The organism is Vibrio sp. J1-1 (genome assembly GCF_021728395.1).
Taxonomy (GTDB): Bacteria; Pseudomonadota; Gammaproteobacteria; order Enterobacterales; family Vibrionaceae; genus Vibrio.
This window is the reverse complement of sequence record NZ_JAKKCM010000011.1, coordinates 13,607-31,669: the sequence shown is the minus strand read 5'-3', so window position 1 is coordinate 31,669 and position 18,063 is coordinate 13,607. Positions and strand designations below refer to the sequence as shown.

Below are 18,063 nucleotides of genomic sequence, written 5' to 3'. Positions count from 1 at the left end.
TGTGTTATAACTTGAGCGCCCAGTGTACTACTGGGCGTTTTTTAAGCTGGCTAATTTGTAGAAAGTCTTATTTGCGAGCTTATCGGGCAATGGTCACTTAGATGGTAATCCAGAACATCTTGAGACTTAAATACCACTTGTTTTGCTGGTTGCGCGGTTAGATTCCCACTCACAATGATGTGGTCGATGACGGATCGGAATTGATGCGTTTTATTTGGATTACGATTCGAACGAACCTTACATTCTGCTTTGGTATTTTTCGTGGCTAGCCTGGCGTTGGTATTCGATGTCATTGTCGACCACAACCAGTCTCCTTGATAAGCCAAATTGTGGTTGAAATCACCTAATATCGCATATTGCTGTTGGCTCTTCTCGCGGGCCTTTATCCACTTTGCCAGTGCTTCGCCTTGTTGTTTGAGCGTCTTGCATTCGCGATTGTTTTTGTAAGCGCCACTACATCCTGCTTTTAGGTGAACAGAAAGTAGGTGAATTTCATTACTCTTGTTCGGGTTTAAGACAATATAGCTCGCAAAGCGTAACTTGCTCTTGCCTCGAGTTATCGTAAAGTCGGATGGATCCGATACCGAGATACCTTTACGCACGGCAAAACCTGTGTATTGGTTTTTGTCTGAGAACTGCAAATGTTTGTTGCTGGAATGAGCTCTATCGGAGAAATAAATGGCGTAGCCATTTCCCACGACTTTTTTAATCGCGGCTTCACTATCGACTTCTTGAAATGCTAATACATCAGGTCGCAAGTTATTCAGATAGTGATTGAGTCTGACAAAATCGTCCTCGGTTCTCGATACTTTTCCGCCGTTGATTGCTAGCCATTCAATATTCCAACTGGTTAGGTTGATTGAATTTTGAGCAAAGGAGGCGGAACAAAAAACTAACATGGTTATAGCAAAAAGTGATCGCATATAGGCTTGTTTCACTCCCGTTTTAGTGTGTGTCCCTTTGTAACCTTTATCCTATAAGAGCTCTAAAAAAAGCAAGTGTATTACGTACCAATTTTGCAATTTTCATTGATTTCTTTTTAATAAAGGGCATTGGTAATAAGATCGATTTGTTATTATCCGCTACCCAGTTTTTGTTGATCGAAATCAATGTTTTCGAGTGGTGCTTCTCGTTAAATACGCCACAATATATTGTGGCGAAAAAATAAAAAATCACCCCATATAGTGTGTTTGTGGATAACTCTGTGAGTATGCTGGGGTAAGGAGAAGAAAGTGAAACCAATCGTAATCAAGCGTGACGGCTCAAGAGCTCCGTTCAACAGGGATCGTATTCAAGCAGCAGTCGAAGCCGCGGCGGAAAGCAAAGATAAAGATGTCGCCATTTATGCTCTCAATGTCGCTCTTGCTGTCGAGTTACAGCTAAAAGATCACGATGAAGTTCACATCCATGAGATTCAGGACTTAGTAGAGAATGAACTCATGCAAGGTCCTTACAAAGCTCTAGCGCGTTCTTACATCGAGTACCGCCATGATCGCGACATCGCTCGTGAGAAACAGAGCGCACTTACTCGTGAGATTGAAGGCCTGATTGAAGAAAGTAATCTCGACCTGATTAATGAAAACGCGAATAAAGACGGTAAAGTGATCCCAACTCAGCGCGATTTACTTGCGGGGATTGTAGCGAAACACTACGCGAAAACTCACATTTTACCTCGCGATGTCGTACAGGCGCACGAAGTGGGTGACATTCATTACCACGACTTAGATTACGCACCATTCTTCCCGATGTTTAACTGTATGCTAATTGACCTAAAGGGCATGCTGACACACGGCTTTAAAATGGGTAATGCGGAAATTGACACACCAAAATCGATTTCGACAGCAACCGCGGTAACCGCACAAATCATTGCACAAGTAGCGAGCCATATTTACGGTGGTACAACGATTAACCGTATTGATGAAGTACTCGCGCCGTACGTAATGACAAGTTACGAGAAGCACCTGAAAATTGCCAAAGAGTGGAACATTTCTGAACCTGAAGAGTTTGCAAAAGCGCGTACTGAGAAAGAATGTTATGACGCGTTTCAATCGCTTGAATACGAAGTAAACACGCTGCATACCGCAAATGGCCAAACCCCATTCGTTACTTTTGGCTTCGGTTTAGGCACAAGCTGGGCGTCTCGTCTGATTCAGAAGTCGATTCTAAAAAACCGTATTTCGGGGCTTGGTAAAAATCGTAAAACCGCGGTGTTCCCGAAACTGGTATTTGGTATAAAAGACGGACTGAACCACAAAGCTGAAGACCCAAACTACGACATCAAACAGCTTGCTCTTGAGTGTGCGTCTAAACGTATGTATCCAGACATTCTTAACTATGACAAAGTGGTTGAAGTGACTGGTTCATTCAAAACGCCAATGGGTTGCAGAAGCTTCTTAGGCACTTATGAAGAAGACGGCGAGCTTATCCATGAAGGTCGTAATAACCTTGGTGTTGTGAGCTTAAACCTACCTCGTATTGCGATTCGTGCCAAAGGGAGCGAGAAGAAGTTCTACGAGCTACTGGATGATCGCCTTCGTTTGGCGCGCAGAGCGTTAGAAACTCGTATTACGCGCCTGGAAAATGTGAAAGCACGCGTTGCACCGATCCTATACATGGAAGGAGCATGTGGTGTTCGTCTGAAAGCTGACGACTCCATTGCGGAGATCTTTAAAAACGGACGCGCGTCTATTTCACTGGGCTACATCGGTGTTCATGAAACGATCAACGCGCTATTTGGCAATGAAGCACACGTGTATGACGACGCTGTTTTGCGTAAAAAAGCGGTTGAGGTTATCAAACACCTTAAAGATGCAGTAAATCAGTGGGCGGAAGACACGGGTTATGGCTTCAGTTTATACGCGACACCAAGTGAAAATTTATGCAGTCGTTTCTGTCGTATCGATACCAAAGAGTTCGGTGTGATCGAAGGGGTGACAGATAAAGGTTACTACACCAACAGCTTCCACTTAGATGTAGAGAAGAAGGTAAATCCGTACGATAAGATTGACTTTGAAATGCCGTACCCAGAAATCTCAAGCGGCGGCTTTATCTGCTACGGTGAATTTCCGAATATGCAGCGTAACGTCGAAGCGCTAGAAAACGTGTGGGATTACAGCTACACCCGTGTTCCTTACTACGGCACTAATACGCCAATCGATGAGTGTTACGAGTGTGGTTACACTGGTGAGTTCGAATGTACCAGCAAAGGTTTTACCTGCCCAAGCTGTGGTAATCATGACTCAACAAAAGTATCGGTAACACGCCGTGTTTGTGGCTACCTTGGCAGCCCTGATGCACGTCCGTTTAACTTCGGTAAACAGGAAGAAGTTAAACGCCGAGTAAAACACCTTTAATCAATACTCAAATGGACACTCTGAAAATCAACCTGTTGCGGGTTGATTTTCTTTTCTCGCAAACACAATGAGACACCACGATGAATTACCACCAATACTATCCAATTGATGTTGTAAACGGACCAGGTACGCGTTGTACGCTGTTTGTTTCAGGTTGTGTTCACCAGTGTCGCGGTTGTTATAATCAATCTACCTGGCGTTTGGATTCTGGGCACTTATTTACCAAAGAATTAGAAGATCAGCTCATTGCCGATCTCAATGATACGCGAATCAAGCGCCGAGGCTTATCTTTGTCGGGGGGCGATCCGCTGCATCCGGCAAACGTGCCGCATATTCTCAAATTGATTAAGCGAGTAAGAGAAGAGTGTCCCGGTAAAGATATTTGGGTTTGGACAGGTTACACCTTGGCTGAGCTTGACGACTCTCAAAGAGAAGTGACCCAATACATCGATGTGCTTATCGATGGTAAGTTTGAACAAGACAAGAAAGACCTGAATTTAGAATGGCGCGGCAGTGCCAACCAAGTCATACACCACTTTAAGAGTCTTTAAACGCGACCGTATATAACAAATGAAAAAGGCACATTCGTAAATAGCGAATGTGCCTTTTTAGTTAGTGTAAATTTCATTTCCATCCTTCGATGGTTGAATAAGCCGCTTCCAAAATGCGTTGTCGATGTACTCACTTGTTAAGAGCATCGCATTTCTCCATTAAGAATAATACGAGTAGTTTATCCCCATGTTTTCGCGTTGTATTTTCCAAAGGCATCCAGATCTTTTGCAGAACTCTCTATTCATATGAGCCGTTAAATCTAATGTTGCCAAGGCGCGATAAATACAGTGTGAGACATCGAAATATGGAAGAAAAACAGGAGTGTTACTCCATTTCCGAAAAAACCTATCAGGAAATGATCGACCACACACGAGTTATGGCTTTGGAAGAGCGGGGGATCGTTCAATGCGGTATCGCAACGTGTCGGGACTTCTTCTCGGTGTACAGGAAAAACCAAAAAAAGCACATGCTGCTCTATACTGTGCGTGGAAAAGGCTGGCTGGAAAGTAAAGCATGTCGCTATGAACTGGAGCCTGGCTCTCTGGTCACCATCCCCGCTGGCGTTGAAAATGGATTTGGTATGGAAGATGAAACATGGCAGATAGCGTGGGTTTGTCTTTCACAGCATACAGATTGGTCAATGGTAGGCGATGACATTAGTTACCAACTGACTTCTGCTCCAGAAGTGATGTACGCGTGCATTCAAACGCTTTTACGTAGCATCAACTTACCGATTGACTATGGTTGTACAGTAGGCGCTCACAGCGTAGCTCAACTTGAATTGATGCTAAATATGCCACAGTCTGAATCTGTTTCCCGTAATCTGCTGAAGTTGCGCCGTGTATTTGACCTTGTCCAAAGGCAATTACATAAAGAATGGACCGTGGAACAATTAGCTGCGCTATACCCTTGTTCGGAAGCGCATCTCTATCGCCTGACTCAAAAGCAATTTGGACGAAGTCCGATGGCGCATTTAACGCGGATGAGAATGGAATACGCGGCAAGGTTGTTGCGCTCCACCGAATGGCCGATTCAGCACATCGGTGAGATTGTCGGTTACCCAACTAGCGCAAACTTCAGTACGCGGTTTCGCTCCTGGTCAGGTATGACACCGAGAGAGTTCAGACAAAATGGACGCCTTGAGATAGATATCGAGTAGTGATTTGCTTTCTTTGTAACCAACGAAGTGCACAAAGTGCCATTGCATACAGAATTTTGTCCTATATTTGACGAAACTCGTAAAAAATCATTTCGCCATTTCAAATGATAATGTTAACTTGAAGGCCGTACTTGAATTTCAAAGGGTTGTGACTTTCATGTTTTCTAATCTACCAACTCCCGTATTAGATCCCATCTTATCTTTATCCGTTGCATATCGCAGCGATGAACGTCCAAACAAGGTTGATCTTGGTATTGGCGTCTACAAAAACAGCGCTGGCGAAACGCCAATCATGAAAGCCATTCAGATGGCGCAAGACGTTGTTGTAAAAACTCAAAAATCCAAAGCTTACGTTGGCCTCGCTGGCTGCGAAGAGTTTAACCAAAGCATGGTTGATCTTTTGTTATCCGGAACCTCCGCAATGGATCGTGTTGCGGCAATTCAAACTCCTGGGGCGAGTGGTGCCTTGCGTATGTTGGGTGACTTAATGAAAGTTGCGCAGCCAGATACGACGGTATGGATTTCTAATCCAAGTTACGTGAACCACAAGCCGGTGATGGAAGCTGCGGGTCTCAAGGTAAGGTTCTACCATTACTTCTCTCCAGAAACCAAACAAGTCGATACCGCTAAAATGATCGACGATTTGTCAAAAGCTGGCCCTTCTGACGTCGTGTTACTTCACGGTTGTTGCCATAACCCAACGGGTGCCGATATCGACTTCGCTGCTTGGCAAGCGATTACAGAGCTATCTCAGAAGAATGGTTTCACATCTTTTGTTGATATCGCCTATCAAGGTTTTGGTGACGGCCTGGAAGAAGATGCGAAAGGCCTTCGCTTTATGGCTGATAACGTTGAAGAGATGCTGATCACGACTTCCTGCTCAAAGAATTTTGGTCTTTATCGCGAGCGTACTGGTGCTGCGATTGTTGTCGGAAAAAATACTCAAGACATCACTAACGCGAAAGGTAAGTTATTAACGTTGGCTCGCTCTACTTACACTATGCCGCCAGATCATGGGGCCGCTCTGGTCAAAACGATTCTTCAAGACGCAAACCTCACTTCTGTTTGGAAACAAGAACTGAGTGAAATGCAGCAGCGTTTGGTTAGTCTACGTCAAAGCTTGTGTAACGAATTGAGAAATAACCATAATACAGATCAATTTGACTTCATTGAGAGTCACAAAGGCATGTTTACTGTGCTAGGCTTTACTGAAAAGCAAATGGCGCACTTGCGTGAGGATTATGGCATTTATGGTGTTGGTGACGGCCGAATTAATATCGCAGGTCTAACCGAAACACATATTCCTTACGTAGCTGACGCGATAAATAAAGTCTCTCAACTTTAATTCGGAGTGTGGATGAAAAACTGGAAACTGATTCTACCGCTTATGATGAGTGGTAGTTTAATTGCTTGTACGTCAACGCAGACGACGACAGAGCCTGTTGAGCCAGAAACGCCTAAAGTAGAACAACCTGTCGAGGTAGAACCAGAAGTTAAACCCGAGGTTGAGCCAAAGCCAGAAGTAGAACCAAAGCCGGAAACAAAGCCAGAGAAGAAACCTGAGCCAAAACCAGAAAAGCCAGTTAAGGTACAAAAAACGCCTGACGGTATGCTTATCCTTGGCTCGGAAGAGTGGGTTTACGCACCGGGCATTGATGAAACGTTTAGAGCACGTGTAGATACAGGCGCAACGACATCGTCAATCAGCGCTCTCGATATCGTACCGTTTGAACGAGATGGTAAAGACTGGGTTCAGTTTAAAATCGACCTCGGCGATAAAGCGAGTAAAGAATTTAAAGCACCAGTAGAGCGTTGGGCTAAGGTAAAACAGTCATCATCAGATGAGGTAAATAAACGCGCTGTCGTAATGGCCTACATTCAGGTTGGAGATTACAAAGAGAAGACGGAATTCACCTTGGCTGAAAGAGGCCATATGAAGTTCCCAATGCTTTTGGGAAGAAGCTTCTTCAGAGATATCGCGGTTGTGGACGTCTCGAAAAAATACGTTCAAGACAAACCAAGCAAGAAGTAGCAATACGACCAAAACTGAAATGGCCTCCAATGGAGGCTATTTTTTATGCTCGCTTTTTTTGGCAGGTCAGAACCCAAAGCGGGCAGACATCACGAGTTGCTGCCCATAAACCCCGTTGTTTTTGAAATCAGCGCCAAGTGACAACTGCTGAGTAGAATGGAATCGCGCCCCGAAGTTGTAAACGGTGTGGGAATCGTCACTGTCCATTAATTGGCCTATACGAGCGTGAAGCTCTACATTTTGCGTAAACCAGACTCGAGTACCAATATTGACTTCTCCGTGCCATTGGTCGCCCACTTTATCGCTACTGTTTTGCTTAATATTATGGAGTAACATCTGGCCATAAATATCAGCAAATTGCCCAGCTGGGCCATTAAATCCAATACCACCGGCAACATCCCAATCACCACTGAACTCGCTATCAACACGACCAATGAAGTGGGTGTTCTCAGTAAAGTAGCTTGTAAGCTCGCCACCAAAGGTCGCTGGACTGGTACCCATACGGACTTCCAACGTATTGTAGTTAAAATTATTGGCATAAGAGGAAAGTGGCAGTATCGCGCACAAACCAAAGGCCGTAACCTTTAGCGCTTTACTTAGCATGGTGACTCCAGACAAGATCATTAAAATTACAGGGAGCACAGCAAAAATCAGGCCATAAATGACAATAGTGTCAGTTTTAACAAATGCCGTTTCTTCTAACCAGCTAACGACTATTTCTAACCCTATGTACTGACAGGAAAAGTGGAATAATCGCGACTATTCACTTCGATATTCGGTTCATTTGCTTGAGTAACGAGCAGCGATAACGTTATGATTGCTCATCTATTTTTCTCTTGCGAATATTCATGAAATCAGCAATTCCTTCTTTAATGGTTCAAGGCACCACATCGGATGCCGGAAAAAGTGTACTTGTGGCAGGTTTATGCCGTGTATTAGCGCGAAGAGGGATTAAAGTTGCCCCTTTTAAACCGCAAAATATGGCGCTAAACAGCGCAGTAACCAAAGATGGTGGTGAGATAGGGCGAGCTCAGGAAGTTCAGGCACAAGCTTGCAACATTGAATCCAGTGTCCATATGAACCCAGTTCTTATAAAACCGAACAGCGATACGGGTGCGCAAATCATTCTGCAAGGCAAAGCATTGTCTGATATGGACGCCGCGGGCTTTCATGATTACAAAAAAGTCGCGATGAATACTGTACTTGATTCCTTTTCACGTCTTACCCAAGAGTATGACTCGATTATGATTGAAGGCGCAGGAAGCCCGGCAGAGATCAACCTGAGAGAAGGGGATATTGCCAATATGGGATTTGCAGAAGCGGCTGATGTCCCGGTGATTATTGTTGCTGATATCGATCGAGGCGGGGTTTTTGCTCACTTATACGGTACCTTAGCGTTACTTTCAGAATCAGAACAAGCGCGCGTAAAAGGTTTTGTCATTAACCGGTTCCGGGGTGATATTCGTTTGTTGCAATCAGGCTTAGACTGGCTTGAAGAAAAAACAGGTAAACCGGTTTTGGGGGTATTACCATATCTCCATGGGTTCAACCTCGAAGCAGAAGACGCGATCACTGATCAGCAAGAGTTAAACACAGAAGTAAAGCTCAATGTTGTGGTACCGGTATTAACCCGCATCAGTAACCATACCGATTTTGACGTCCTCCGACTCAACCCAGACATTAACTTACGTTATGTGGGTAAAGGTGAGAAGATCGATAGAGCTGATTTGGTGATCCTACCCGGCACAAAGTCTGTCAGAGACGATTTAGCGTACTTAAGAAGCCAAGGCTGGGACAAGGATATATTGCGCCATATTCGGCTAGGTGGAAAAGTCATCGGCATTTGTGGTGGCTATCAGATGCTAGGTAAAACCATCGATGATCCTGAGGGAGTCGAAAGTGCAGCGGGTACTAGTGAAGGCTTAGGGCTGCTCGACGTTCATACAGTCCTTACTGGTAGCAAGCAACTGACAAAGACACAAGCCGTGGTGAACCTTGATGGTAAACGCGCTACCGCAAAAGGCTACGAGATTCATGTTGGCCGAAGCGAAGTGTCTGGAGTGCAGCCACTTGAACTCTCCAATGGCACTTTTGATGGCGCGTTAAGTGACTGCGGCCAAATTATGGGGACCTATTTACACGGCTTCTTTGATGAAGTGGATGTGCTCTCTCTTATTACTGAATGGGTAAATGGTTCTCAAATTAAGCAACAAAATTTTGATGAGATTAAAGAGCTTGGGATTAATCGTATTGCAGATGCGATAGAACAACATCTGAAATTAGACTTTTTGTTTAAATAGTGCGTTAACGCTGTGAACTTAAGTTCACTTTCTGGCTCGTCTGTCAAAGGAATCTATTAATGAGAGCGTGGAAAACACATGCTTGCCTAACGGTAATATTAAGCTTTGCATTTTCGGCAAATGCAGAAACGAATATAAAAGTTTATGCAGCGTCTTCTATGACCAATGCGATTAACGAAATTAGTGAAAATTTTTCAGATAAATTTGATGTAACTGTCACACCAGTTTACGGTGGTTCATCGTCTATCGCTCGTCAAATCATGAACGGCGCACCTGCCGATATTTTCATCTCAGCAAATACCAAGTGGATGGACTATCTGGTGGGTGAAAAGGTTATCCTAAGTGACAATGTCACTAGTTTGGCGGGAAATAGCCTGGTTTTGATTGCTCCTAAGCCGTCAAACACGAAGGCTTTTAACTTTTCAGATGGTAAAGCGTGGCAAGCCGCGTTGAATGATGGACGTCTTGCGCTAGGTAATCCGACTTCTGTGCCTGTGGGGATGTACGCCAAAGAATCACTGACTACACTGGACGTATGGAAAGACATCCAATTTAGCGTAGCTCCCGCCAAAAACGTCCGTCTTGCATTAGCACTGGTAGAGCGTGGAGAAGCGCCATTAGGCATTGTGTATAAAACGGATGCATTACTGACAGATAAAGTAACAATTGTAGATGAGTTCGCGAGCGATACACACTCCGCAATCGTCTATCCGGCTGCGATGATTAATGACTCAACGGTATCAGAGCAGTTTTTCAGATACCTGAAAACAGATGAAGCCAAAGATGTCTTTATCAAATATGGTTTCAGTAATAAGGATTAAGAGTGACTGAACTGGAATACCAAGCCTTAATATTAAGTCTAAAAGTAGGGGCGTTCGCGGTACTTTGGCTTATTCCTTTAGGGGTTTTATTGGCTTGGCTACTTTCTCGTAAAACCTTCTTTGGCAAGTCTGTCCTAGATAGCCTGATTCATTTGCCTTTGGTCTTACCACCGGTTGTTATTGGTTATTTGTTGCTGTTATCCCTTGGACGGCAGGGGTTCATCGGTAGTTGGCTCTATGAACATTTCGGCTTGGTGTTTAGCTTTAATTGGAAAGGAGCGGTTGTCGCTTGTATTGTTGTCGCACTGCCACTTATGGTTCGCTCTGTTCGTTTAAGCCTAGAAAGTGTCGATCCCAAACTTGAACATGCCGCTTCAACGCTTGGCGCCTCTCCATTAAAAGTATTTATGACGATTACGTTACCACTAACTATCCCCGGGATAATTACCGGAACAATGTTGTCTTTCGCACGTAGCTTAGGTGAGTTTGGCGCAACCATTAGTTTTGTTTCCAATATCCCTGGCGAAACGCAAACCATACCACTAGCTATGTACAACTTTATAGAAACGCCCGGAGCAGAAATGCAAGCGGCACGCCTTTGTATCATTTCAATTGCACTGGCGTTATCGACATTGATGGCTTCTGAGTGGATGAATCGAAAAGCTGCCCGTCGATTGGGAGCGAAGCGATGAGCATTAAAGTTCAATTTAAACAATTGCTTGGTGAAAGCAATTTTGATATCGACCTTGAGTTACCACGTCACGGAATAAGTGCGCTATTTGGTCGTTCTGGTGCAGGTAAAACAACGTTAATCAATGTAATCAGTGGGCTAGTGACTCCGACACAAGGTAAAGTCACCATTGGTGATCACGTTTTGTATGATAGTGAGAAGTCAATAAACTTACCGACTCACAAGCGTAAGATTGGCTATGTATTTCAGGACTCACGTCTATTCCCACACTATTCAGTCCAAGGGAATTTGATGTATGGCGTCAAAGAGAAAGATACTAAGTACTTTGATGCGGTGACTGAGCTTCTCTCTATTAAGCCACTCCTGAAGCGTTTCCCCGCGTCGCTCTCTGGTGGCGAAAAGCAACGAGTGGCGATAGCACGTGCATTGTTGTCCAAGCCTGATTTGTTGTTGATGGATGAACCATTAGCGTCACTAGATATGCCCAGAAAGCGGGAAGTAATGCCGTTTTTGGAGGAGCTATCTGAAAAAGTAAACATACCCATTGTGTATGTGACACATAGCTTGCAAGAGATCATTAGGTTGGCTCACAATTTAGCGATTATTGAGAATGGCAGTATAGTGACTTCAGGCAAGCTAGAAGAGGTCTGGGCTTCTCACGCAATGAGGCCATGGCAGTCTTTCTCCGAACACAGTAGCTTGTTTGAAGGAAAGATCGCCTTTCATCATGATCAATATGCACTTACTTCTGTAAAGCTTGGCCAAAATGCTTCTCTCTGGGTACAAAAGATTGAGGGTGAGCCTGGTACGCCGATTCGACTTCAAGTGCGGGCTAACGATGTCTCTATTGCACTAGAGCGTCCGATTGCAACTTCGATTCGAAATGTTTTGCCTGCGACTGTTCAATCAATAGAACAGGTGAATGTCAGAGAGGATAAGCAGAGCATTACCGTATCTTTGCAACTGGATGAAGGTTGCTGCTTGTGGGCAAAAATTACCCCTTGGGCACTTGATGATCTAAACTTAAAACTTGGTGATTCAGTCTACGCGCAAGTTAAAGGGGTGAGTGTCACTCAACGCGACATTGTGTTTTCACCACATGCATAAATTTGACGCTCTAAAAGAGCTATACAGATGCCTCTTACATAACAATCTGTTTATATCACTAAAAAGGGCTGCATTATGCAGCCCTTCATTTACATAGTTATCCTGCTTTACTTAGCAAACACTTCTTTGAATTCACGCTTTAGTAGAGGATCACGACGAGCTTTTTTCATTTGCTTAACCATGTCTTTCACACAGTTGTGAAGAACATTGTCTAGTAGCTGTGCTCGGTACTCTTCTTTATCTTGATCTGTCATGTTTTCTGGCAGATTAAGGGTTGGGAACTCTTCCATTACGTTAATACCAGCGAACGCTTGGCCTACCGAAACTAGAGCATGGAACTGTTCAAAGTTATCCAGAATGTTTTGAGCACTTGCTGGCATTTCGTCCCAAGATGCGCGAACGGCTTCTTCTGACACTTCATGGATAGAGGTAACCATTTCGAACATTTGCTCTGGAACTTCGTCGAATTCAATAACTTTACGTAGCTCAGGAGAAATGGTTTCTAGATCGATTTTTTTGCTTTCGGTGTTAGTTGCTTCTGACATGCTGTGTCTCTCTTTACAAAAAGGCGGGAATAGTAATATCAAATGTTTCAAATATCTACCATTATAGTCTTTTGATTACGCGACAATTAAACAAAAATATAGCACTTAAGACCTAGTACAATGCAACGAGTCGTTGAATATGATATATGGTTAAGAAAGATAAAATAAGATAGTGGAATACCTTATGCAGCCTAAAGGGACATCAATGCGCATTCTACTGGTTGACGATGTTCAATTAGACAGAATGCAATTGGCTATTCGTTTGAAACAACTAGGGCATATCGTTAAAACAGTAGGCAGTGGTACAGAAGCACTAAATATTTATGAGAGTTTCGACCCCGAATTGGTCTTGCTCGATATCTCTATGCCGGAAATGAACGGCTTTGAGCTTTCATTATCTATCAGAGAAGCTTTTACTGACTGGATTCCCATCATTTTCCTGAGTAGCCATGAAGAGCCTGAGATCATCGCTAAAGCGATAGAAGCAGGTGGTGATGATTACCTTATCAAGCCCGTTGATAAACTCGTTCTAAATTCCAAGCTCATCGCCATGCAGCGTATTGCTCACATGAGGCGTGAGTTAAAACAAGCGACAGCACAGCTTGAAAAAGTGAATCAACTTCTAACCCAACAGGCGAACGAAGATGGGTTAACCAAGCTTTATAATCGCAGATACATTGACCAAAAGCTTGAGTCGATGGTTGCGTGGCATGGCCGCCGTCGTATGCCAATGGCGATGATTTTATTAGATGTCGATTTTTTTAAGGCGTTTAACGATAACTATGGTCACATAGAAGGGGATCGATGTTTGCAGGCGATTGCAAGTCAACTCAAAGCGACCTTTTGCCGTTCTGGGGAGTATGTTGGGCGTTATGGCGGAGAGGAGTTTGTCGTATTACTAAGTACGACAGATGGGCAAATGGCTGAAAAAGAAGCCAAACGTATTCAAGAGGTGATTGCTTTCCTTGACTATCCGCATCAGTATTCAAGCATCTCAAAAAGAGTGACGGTGTCACAAGGTGTGTTTGCTTTTCAAGCTACCGGAAAAGAAAAAAAAGCTGATTTGTATGAAATGGTCGATAGAGCACTTTACACATCAAAATCTCGAGGTCGTGATACTCATACCTTGGTAAATAATAATATACTCAGCCATCAATACTGGTTTGAGTGACGTTGTCACTAAAAGCGCATGACCTTAATAGCTTAATAGAATGGCGGGTAGGGGCCAACAATTGAACGGTTCTTTAAGCTAGGGACACAAATCCCGTCGTGTATAATCAGGAAGCACGTGACCTAAACTCACTTCTGAAACATTTAATACAATTTCTGCCAGAGTCTTTAGCTTGATACAACGCTTCATCCGCGAGTGACAGAACCTCTTCTGGATCCGAAGCGTCTCGGCTGTCTGCAACGCCGATACTCACCGTGATTGATACCGACTGTCTTTTCACCTTAGCGTTTCCGCGCTTCAATTGCCCTTGTTTATTATCGTCTGGACGAGACGCTGAATCACGCAGGACCATTTTATAGTTTGCAATTAATTTATGGACTTCCTCTAATTGCTTTAAACAATCTTCAGAGTATTTACCTTTAAATAGGATAGTGAACTCTTCACCACCAAAACGATAAGCCTTAGCACCACCCCGTGTTTTCATTAGCAACGTTGCCACCAGTTTAAGTACATTGTCGCCGGTATCATGCCCGTACGTATCATTAAAGTTTTTAAAGTGATCAACATCTAACATCGCGATGGTGTATTTACCATCCATATCTTTAAAATCAAGATCAAGCGCCCTGCGGCTAGGGATAAGAGTCAAACTGTCTGTAAAGGCAAGGTGATGGCTAGCGGTTGTTGAATACACAATCATAAGCAGCCCAGCCAAAGTAAACATAGTGCTCGATATGTACTGAACATCGAAAAAGATAAACGTCGCAGAGGCTAAAGCCATCGCGGAGTAGGTCATGGCATGAATGATTTTATTGGTTCTTAACACCAAAATGCCCAAAAAGCCGACGATACCAAGACAGTATAAGACGAGAATAAAAGGGAGCTTTGATATGCTGGGTACGATGAACAAAATACCATTTGTCCAGTCCTCAAACCGACCTTTAATGTGAAACTTCAGAGTAATGTAAGACCACAATAAAAATATCGCCAACATCAAAACATAGACAAACATGGCTTTTGAGTTTGCGCCGTCGTTACTGAATAGAAATACCGCCAGAAAAGATATCGGTAGCAATGTTGCTAGCATCGTTAACTCAATCAGCGCCGTTCCACTACTAAGGGGCACTTGAAGCCGCTGCTGGATAATAAAGTAAGCCAGTAGCATTGAGAGGCAAACCATGGACTCCCGCCCTTGCTTAAAGGAGTAGCAAAGCAGCAGTGCACAACCCAGCAGTATATAAGGTAAATTCGCGGCGATTCCCCAGTTTGACTTAGTCATCTGAATAATACTATTCATGCTGGAGATAGCGAATCCCAACAACACTATTGGGAAAACGAATTTAAAGCCTGATGATGTCATTAAGGATGAGGACATTTGAAAAAATTGCCTACAAAATTAGTTAAATACATAAAAAGATCAAATACGCATCAAGTTGATATTATCATTGTAGATTATATACTTTCAGTATCTTAGCAATTTTCCATAATAAGTACACCTGTGTTGTTAACTAAGTGGTTAAGTACATGTTATGAGGAACAGTTCAACGTTCATAAAAGCTAAACAATCAACGCATTACCACTATTGAGTATGACTATACTTGTTTTAAATCAGACAAAGGAGAGTCACCATGCAGATCAGTTCCGAAGTACATAACTATATGGAAACCTTCGTCGGTCAAATCCTCTGTACAAACCGATATAACACGCAGTTTGACAGTAATCAATTGGCTGATATCGCTTGCTTAGCCTTAGTACAACTTAAACCCCTATACATTCGACACGATATAGATTTTCTATCTTCACTCACTGAACGTCAGCTTAACCAGCTTAAACAAAGCGCCGAGTTAGCGATTGAGAACGCTGTTGCTATGATCCAAAGCGACAGACGCAAAAATCGCAACAATGATGTGCCTGTTATTTTTTCCCATACCCGTTATGATGAGCAAAAAGAGCTGGATTGGTACGAAAAGCCAATTTTTTAAGTAAACATAGGTCATGAATGCTCAACACCGTATCTATGTAAGTATAGAAGTTGTGTTGGCCCAAGGAGGAATTGTGGGATTCTTTTCTCGTTTGTTTGGCGGCAATGAGAAAGCTGTCGAAGTGAAAACCGTAGAGCCAGTGGAATACAAAGGCTTCCAGATATATCAGGAAAGCGTTGCTGAAGGCGGGCAATTTCGTATTGCAGGTCGAATAGAAAAGGAGATTGATGGGGAGATAATGACTCATCGATTCATTCGTTCAGACTTGTTGGGTTCGGAAGACGATGCCAACGAGCTGATGTTGAAGAAATCACAACTGTTCATTGATCAAATGGGCGACAAGATCTTCGATTAACAAATCACTGTAATTTGATGCGAATCATCTTAATAAGAGCCATTAGTATATATGCTGATGGCTCTTTCTTTTTTAATGCTTAATTAACTGTTAATTAAGGAGTTAGTGAAGATCTGGTTGGACCTCCTATCTAGGGCGATATTTTCGGGATTTATCGAGTTCAAATAGAGAAAATTTGATTACTTAAAGTTATATGTAATGAAATTTGGTGTTTATATAACAAAACACTTGCAGTCACGGCACGCCTTAGATACAAAAAGAATATAACAGGGCTGTTGAACAGGATATGACAGTGCAAATAGGTGGCCCCAAACATCGGTGTTTTATTTGCATTTATCTTGTGTAGTTAAACAGAAAGAAATAAAAAAGAATTAGAGTAGAGCACGGCTCTTTTTTGGGACTAATTAATAGATATGTATACAAGGAGTATGCGTTTTGCAAATCGGTGTACCTAGAGAGATACTCGCGGGTGAATCGCGAGTAGCTGCCTCACCAAAATCGGTTGAGCAGTTAATTAAGTTGGGGTTTGATGTCGCAATCGAATCTCAGGCGGGGGTGCTAGCGAGTTTCGATGATGCCGCTTATGAAGCTGCAGGTGCGAAAGTCGTTTCTAGTGACGAAGTTTGGACATCAGGTCTTATTCTTAAAGTAAATGCGCCACTCTTAGATGAAGAAAAAGGCATCGACGAAATTGCATTACTTCAAGATGGTGCAACTCTGATTAGCTTTATTTGGCCTGCACAAAACGCAGAGTTAATGGATCAGCTTTCAAGTAAGAACATTAACGTTCTGGCGATGGATTCCGTTCCTCGTATTTCTCGAGCTCAAGCATTAGATGCACTTTCTTCAATGGCTAATATTGCCGGTTACCGTGCAGTGGTTGAAGCTGCTCACGAGTTTGGCCGTTTCTTTACTGGTCAAATTACAGCAGCGGGTAAAGTTCCTCCTGCTAAAGTTCTCGTTGCGGGTGCGGGTGTAGCGGGTTTGGCCGCGATCGGTGCAGCAGGTAGCCTTGGGGCGATAGTACGTTCATTTGACGTGCGTCCTGAAGTAAAAGAGCAAGTTGAATCGATGGGCGCTGAATTCCTGACAGTGGACTATCAAGAAGATTCGGGTTCTGGCGACGGCTACGCGAAAGAAATGTCAGATGAATTCAACAAGAAAGCAGCTGAGCTATACGCTGAGCAAGCAAAAGACGTTGACATCATCATCACCACGGCACTGATTCCAGGTAAACCAGCACCGAAGCTGATCACCAAAGAGATGGTCGACAGCATGAAAGCAGGTAGCGTGATTGTAGACTTGGCGGCTGCGAACGGCGGTAACTGTGAATACACAGTAAAAGATCAAGTTATCATGACTGACAACGGCGTTAAAATTGTTGGTTACACCGACATGGTAGGCCGCTTGCCAACGCAATCTTCTCAGCTTTATGCAACAAACCTTGTCAATCTCCTAAAACTTCTTTGCAAAGAAAAAGACGGCAATATTGATATCGATTTTGAAGACGTGGTACTTCGCGGTGTCACTGTTGTTAAAGAAGGCGAAATCACTTGGCCTGCGCCACCAATTCAAGTTTCTGCTCAACCTCAAGCTAAGCAAGAACCAGTTGCTAAGAAAGAGACAAAAGTTGAAGAACCAACTTCTCCGACGAAAAAGCTTGTTGGTTTGGCCGTCGGTGTTGGTGCTTTTGCATGGATTGCATCGGTTGCTCCTGCGGCGTTCCTTTCACACTTTACGGTATTCGTATTAGCGTGTGTTGTGGGTTACTACGTAGTATGGAACGTAACGCATGCGCTACACACGCCGCTAATGTCGGTAACTAATGCTATCTCGGGCATTATTGTTGTTGGTGCGTTGCTTCAAATTGGACAAGGTAATGGTGTTGTATCCTTCCTTTCGTTCATCGCCGTGTTGATCGCAAGTATCAACATATTCGGTGGTTTCACCGTCACCAAGCGTATGCTTGAAATGTTCCGCAAAGATAAATAAGGATTC

The 18,063-nt window shown here is 43.5% G+C and carries 17 protein-coding genes; 13 read left to right on the top strand and 4 right to left on the bottom strand.

The features are described from left to right. Nucleotides 1-50 precede the first annotated feature (50 nt). Nucleotides 51-923, bottom strand: coding sequence for an endonuclease/exonuclease/phosphatase family protein (locus tag L3V31_RS16780; protein WP_237317600.1), 873 nt, complete (start codon nt 921-923; stop codon nt 51-53). Between the two features lie 309 nt (nt 924-1,232). On the opposite strand from L3V31_RS16780, the gene nrdD reads away from it, so the two are divergent. The 5 genes from nrdD to L3V31_RS16755 all read left to right on the top strand — a co-directional run bounded on the left by nrdD (nt 1,233) and on the right by L3V31_RS16755 (nt 7,096). Beyond that, entirely contained in the window at nt 1,233-3,353 is a 2,121-nt protein-coding gene (gene nrdD / locus L3V31_RS16775; protein ID WP_237317598.1) for an anaerobic ribonucleoside-triphosphate reductase, read from the top strand. Between the two features lie 80 nt (nt 3,354-3,433). Then, on the top strand, nt 3,434-3,904 hold the full coding sequence (gene nrdG, locus L3V31_RS16770) for an anaerobic ribonucleoside-triphosphate reductase-activating protein (protein WP_237317596.1): 471 nt from the start codon (nt 3,434-3,436) through the stop codon (nt 3,902-3,904). Nucleotides 3,905-4,209: 305 nt separating this feature from the next. Further along, nucleotides 4,210-5,064, top strand: a complete 855-nt coding sequence (locus L3V31_RS16765; RefSeq protein ID WP_237317594.1) for an AraC family transcriptional regulator — start codon at nt 4,210-4,212, stop codon at nt 5,062-5,064. A 157-nt stretch (nt 5,065-5,221) separates the two neighbouring features. Beyond that, nucleotides 5,222-6,409 (top strand): amino acid aminotransferase, encoded by a 1,188-nt coding sequence (locus L3V31_RS16760; RefSeq protein WP_237317592.1) that lies wholly within the window; start codon nt 5,222-5,224, stop codon nt 6,407-6,409. A 12-nt stretch (nt 6,410-6,421) separates the two neighbouring features. Then, nucleotides 6,422-7,096 carry an ATP-dependent zinc protease gene (locus tag L3V31_RS16755; RefSeq protein ID WP_237317590.1) on the top strand — a complete coding sequence of 225 codons (675 nt, stop codon included), beginning with the start codon at nt 6,422-6,424 and terminating at the stop codon, nt 7,094-7,096. Between the two features lie 66 nt (nt 7,097-7,162). On the opposite strand, the gene L3V31_RS16750 is transcribed toward L3V31_RS16755, so the two are convergent. Next, nucleotides 7,163-7,699, bottom strand: a complete 537-nt coding sequence (locus L3V31_RS16750) for a hypothetical protein (RefSeq protein ID WP_237317588.1) — start codon at nt 7,697-7,699, stop codon at nt 7,163-7,165. A gap of 245 nt (nt 7,700-7,944) precedes the next feature. On the opposite strand from L3V31_RS16750, the gene L3V31_RS16745 reads away from it, so the two are divergent. The 4 genes from L3V31_RS16745 to modC are packed head-to-tail and all read left to right on the top strand — an operon-like array spanning nt 7,945 to nt 12,015. Further along, nucleotides 7,945-9,396 carry a cobyric acid synthase gene (locus L3V31_RS16745; RefSeq protein WP_237317586.1) on the top strand — a complete coding sequence of 484 codons (1,452 nt, stop codon included), beginning with the start codon at nt 7,945-7,947 and terminating at the stop codon, nt 9,394-9,396. A gap of 59 nt (nt 9,397-9,455) precedes the next feature. Beyond that, nucleotides 9,456-10,217, top strand: coding sequence for a molybdate ABC transporter substrate-binding protein (gene modA / locus L3V31_RS16740; protein WP_237317584.1), 762 nt, complete (start codon nt 9,456-9,458; stop codon nt 10,215-10,217). A gap of 2 nt (nt 10,218-10,219) precedes the next feature. Further along, nucleotides 10,220-10,909, top strand: a complete 690-nt coding sequence (gene modB, locus L3V31_RS16735; protein WP_237317582.1) for a molybdate ABC transporter permease subunit — start codon at nt 10,220-10,222, stop codon at nt 10,907-10,909. Then, nucleotides 10,906-12,015 carry a molybdenum ABC transporter ATP-binding protein ModC gene (gene modC, locus L3V31_RS16730; RefSeq protein WP_237317580.1) on the top strand — a complete coding sequence of 370 codons (1,110 nt, stop codon included), beginning with the start codon at nt 10,906-10,908 and terminating at the stop codon, nt 12,013-12,015. The genes modB and modC overlap by 4 nt, the downstream gene beginning before the upstream one ends. A 107-nt stretch (nt 12,016-12,122) precedes the next feature. Here modC and L3V31_RS16725 read toward each other — a convergent pair whose 3' ends face one another. Beyond that, complete coding sequence (locus L3V31_RS16725) at nt 12,123-12,560, bottom strand: DUF3069 domain-containing protein (protein WP_237317579.1); 438 nt, start codon at nt 12,558-12,560, stop codon at nt 12,123-12,125. Nucleotides 12,561-12,744: 184 nt separating this feature from the next. Here L3V31_RS16725 and L3V31_RS16720 point away from each other — a divergent pair, with 184 nt between their 5' ends. Continuing rightward, on the top strand, nt 12,745-13,731 hold the full coding sequence (locus L3V31_RS16720) for a diguanylate cyclase (RefSeq protein WP_237317577.1): 987 nt from the start codon (nt 12,745-12,747) through the stop codon (nt 13,729-13,731). Nucleotides 13,732-13,837: 106 nt separating this feature from the next. On the opposite strand, the gene L3V31_RS16715 is transcribed toward L3V31_RS16720, so the two are convergent. After that, the gene (locus tag L3V31_RS16715; protein WP_237317575.1) at nt 13,838-15,103 is read right to left on the bottom strand and encodes a GGDEF domain-containing protein; all 1,266 of its coding nucleotides are present in this window, start codon (nt 15,101-15,103) and stop codon (nt 13,838-13,840) included. A gap of 253 nt (nt 15,104-15,356) precedes the next feature. On the opposite strand from L3V31_RS16715, the gene L3V31_RS16710 reads away from it, so the two are divergent. The 3 genes from L3V31_RS16710 (at nt 15,357) to L3V31_RS16700 (ending at nt 18,057) form a co-directional block, all read left to right on the top strand. Further along, complete coding sequence (locus tag L3V31_RS16710; RefSeq protein ID WP_237317574.1) at nt 15,357-15,710, top strand: late competence development ComFB family protein; 354 nt, start codon at nt 15,357-15,359, stop codon at nt 15,708-15,710. Between the two features lie 73 nt (nt 15,711-15,783). Next, nucleotides 15,784-16,065: an HlyU family transcriptional regulator gene (locus L3V31_RS16705; RefSeq protein ID WP_237317572.1), complete on the top strand. Its 282-nt coding sequence runs from the start codon at nt 15,784-15,786 to the stop codon at nt 16,063-16,065. Nucleotides 16,066-16,500: 435 nt separating this feature from the next. After that, nucleotides 16,501-18,057 (top strand): Re/Si-specific NAD(P)(+) transhydrogenase subunit alpha, encoded by a 1,557-nt coding sequence (locus L3V31_RS16700; RefSeq protein WP_237317569.1) that lies wholly within the window; start codon nt 16,501-16,503, stop codon nt 18,055-18,057. The last annotated feature ends 6 nt before the right edge of the window (nt 18,058-18,063 follow it).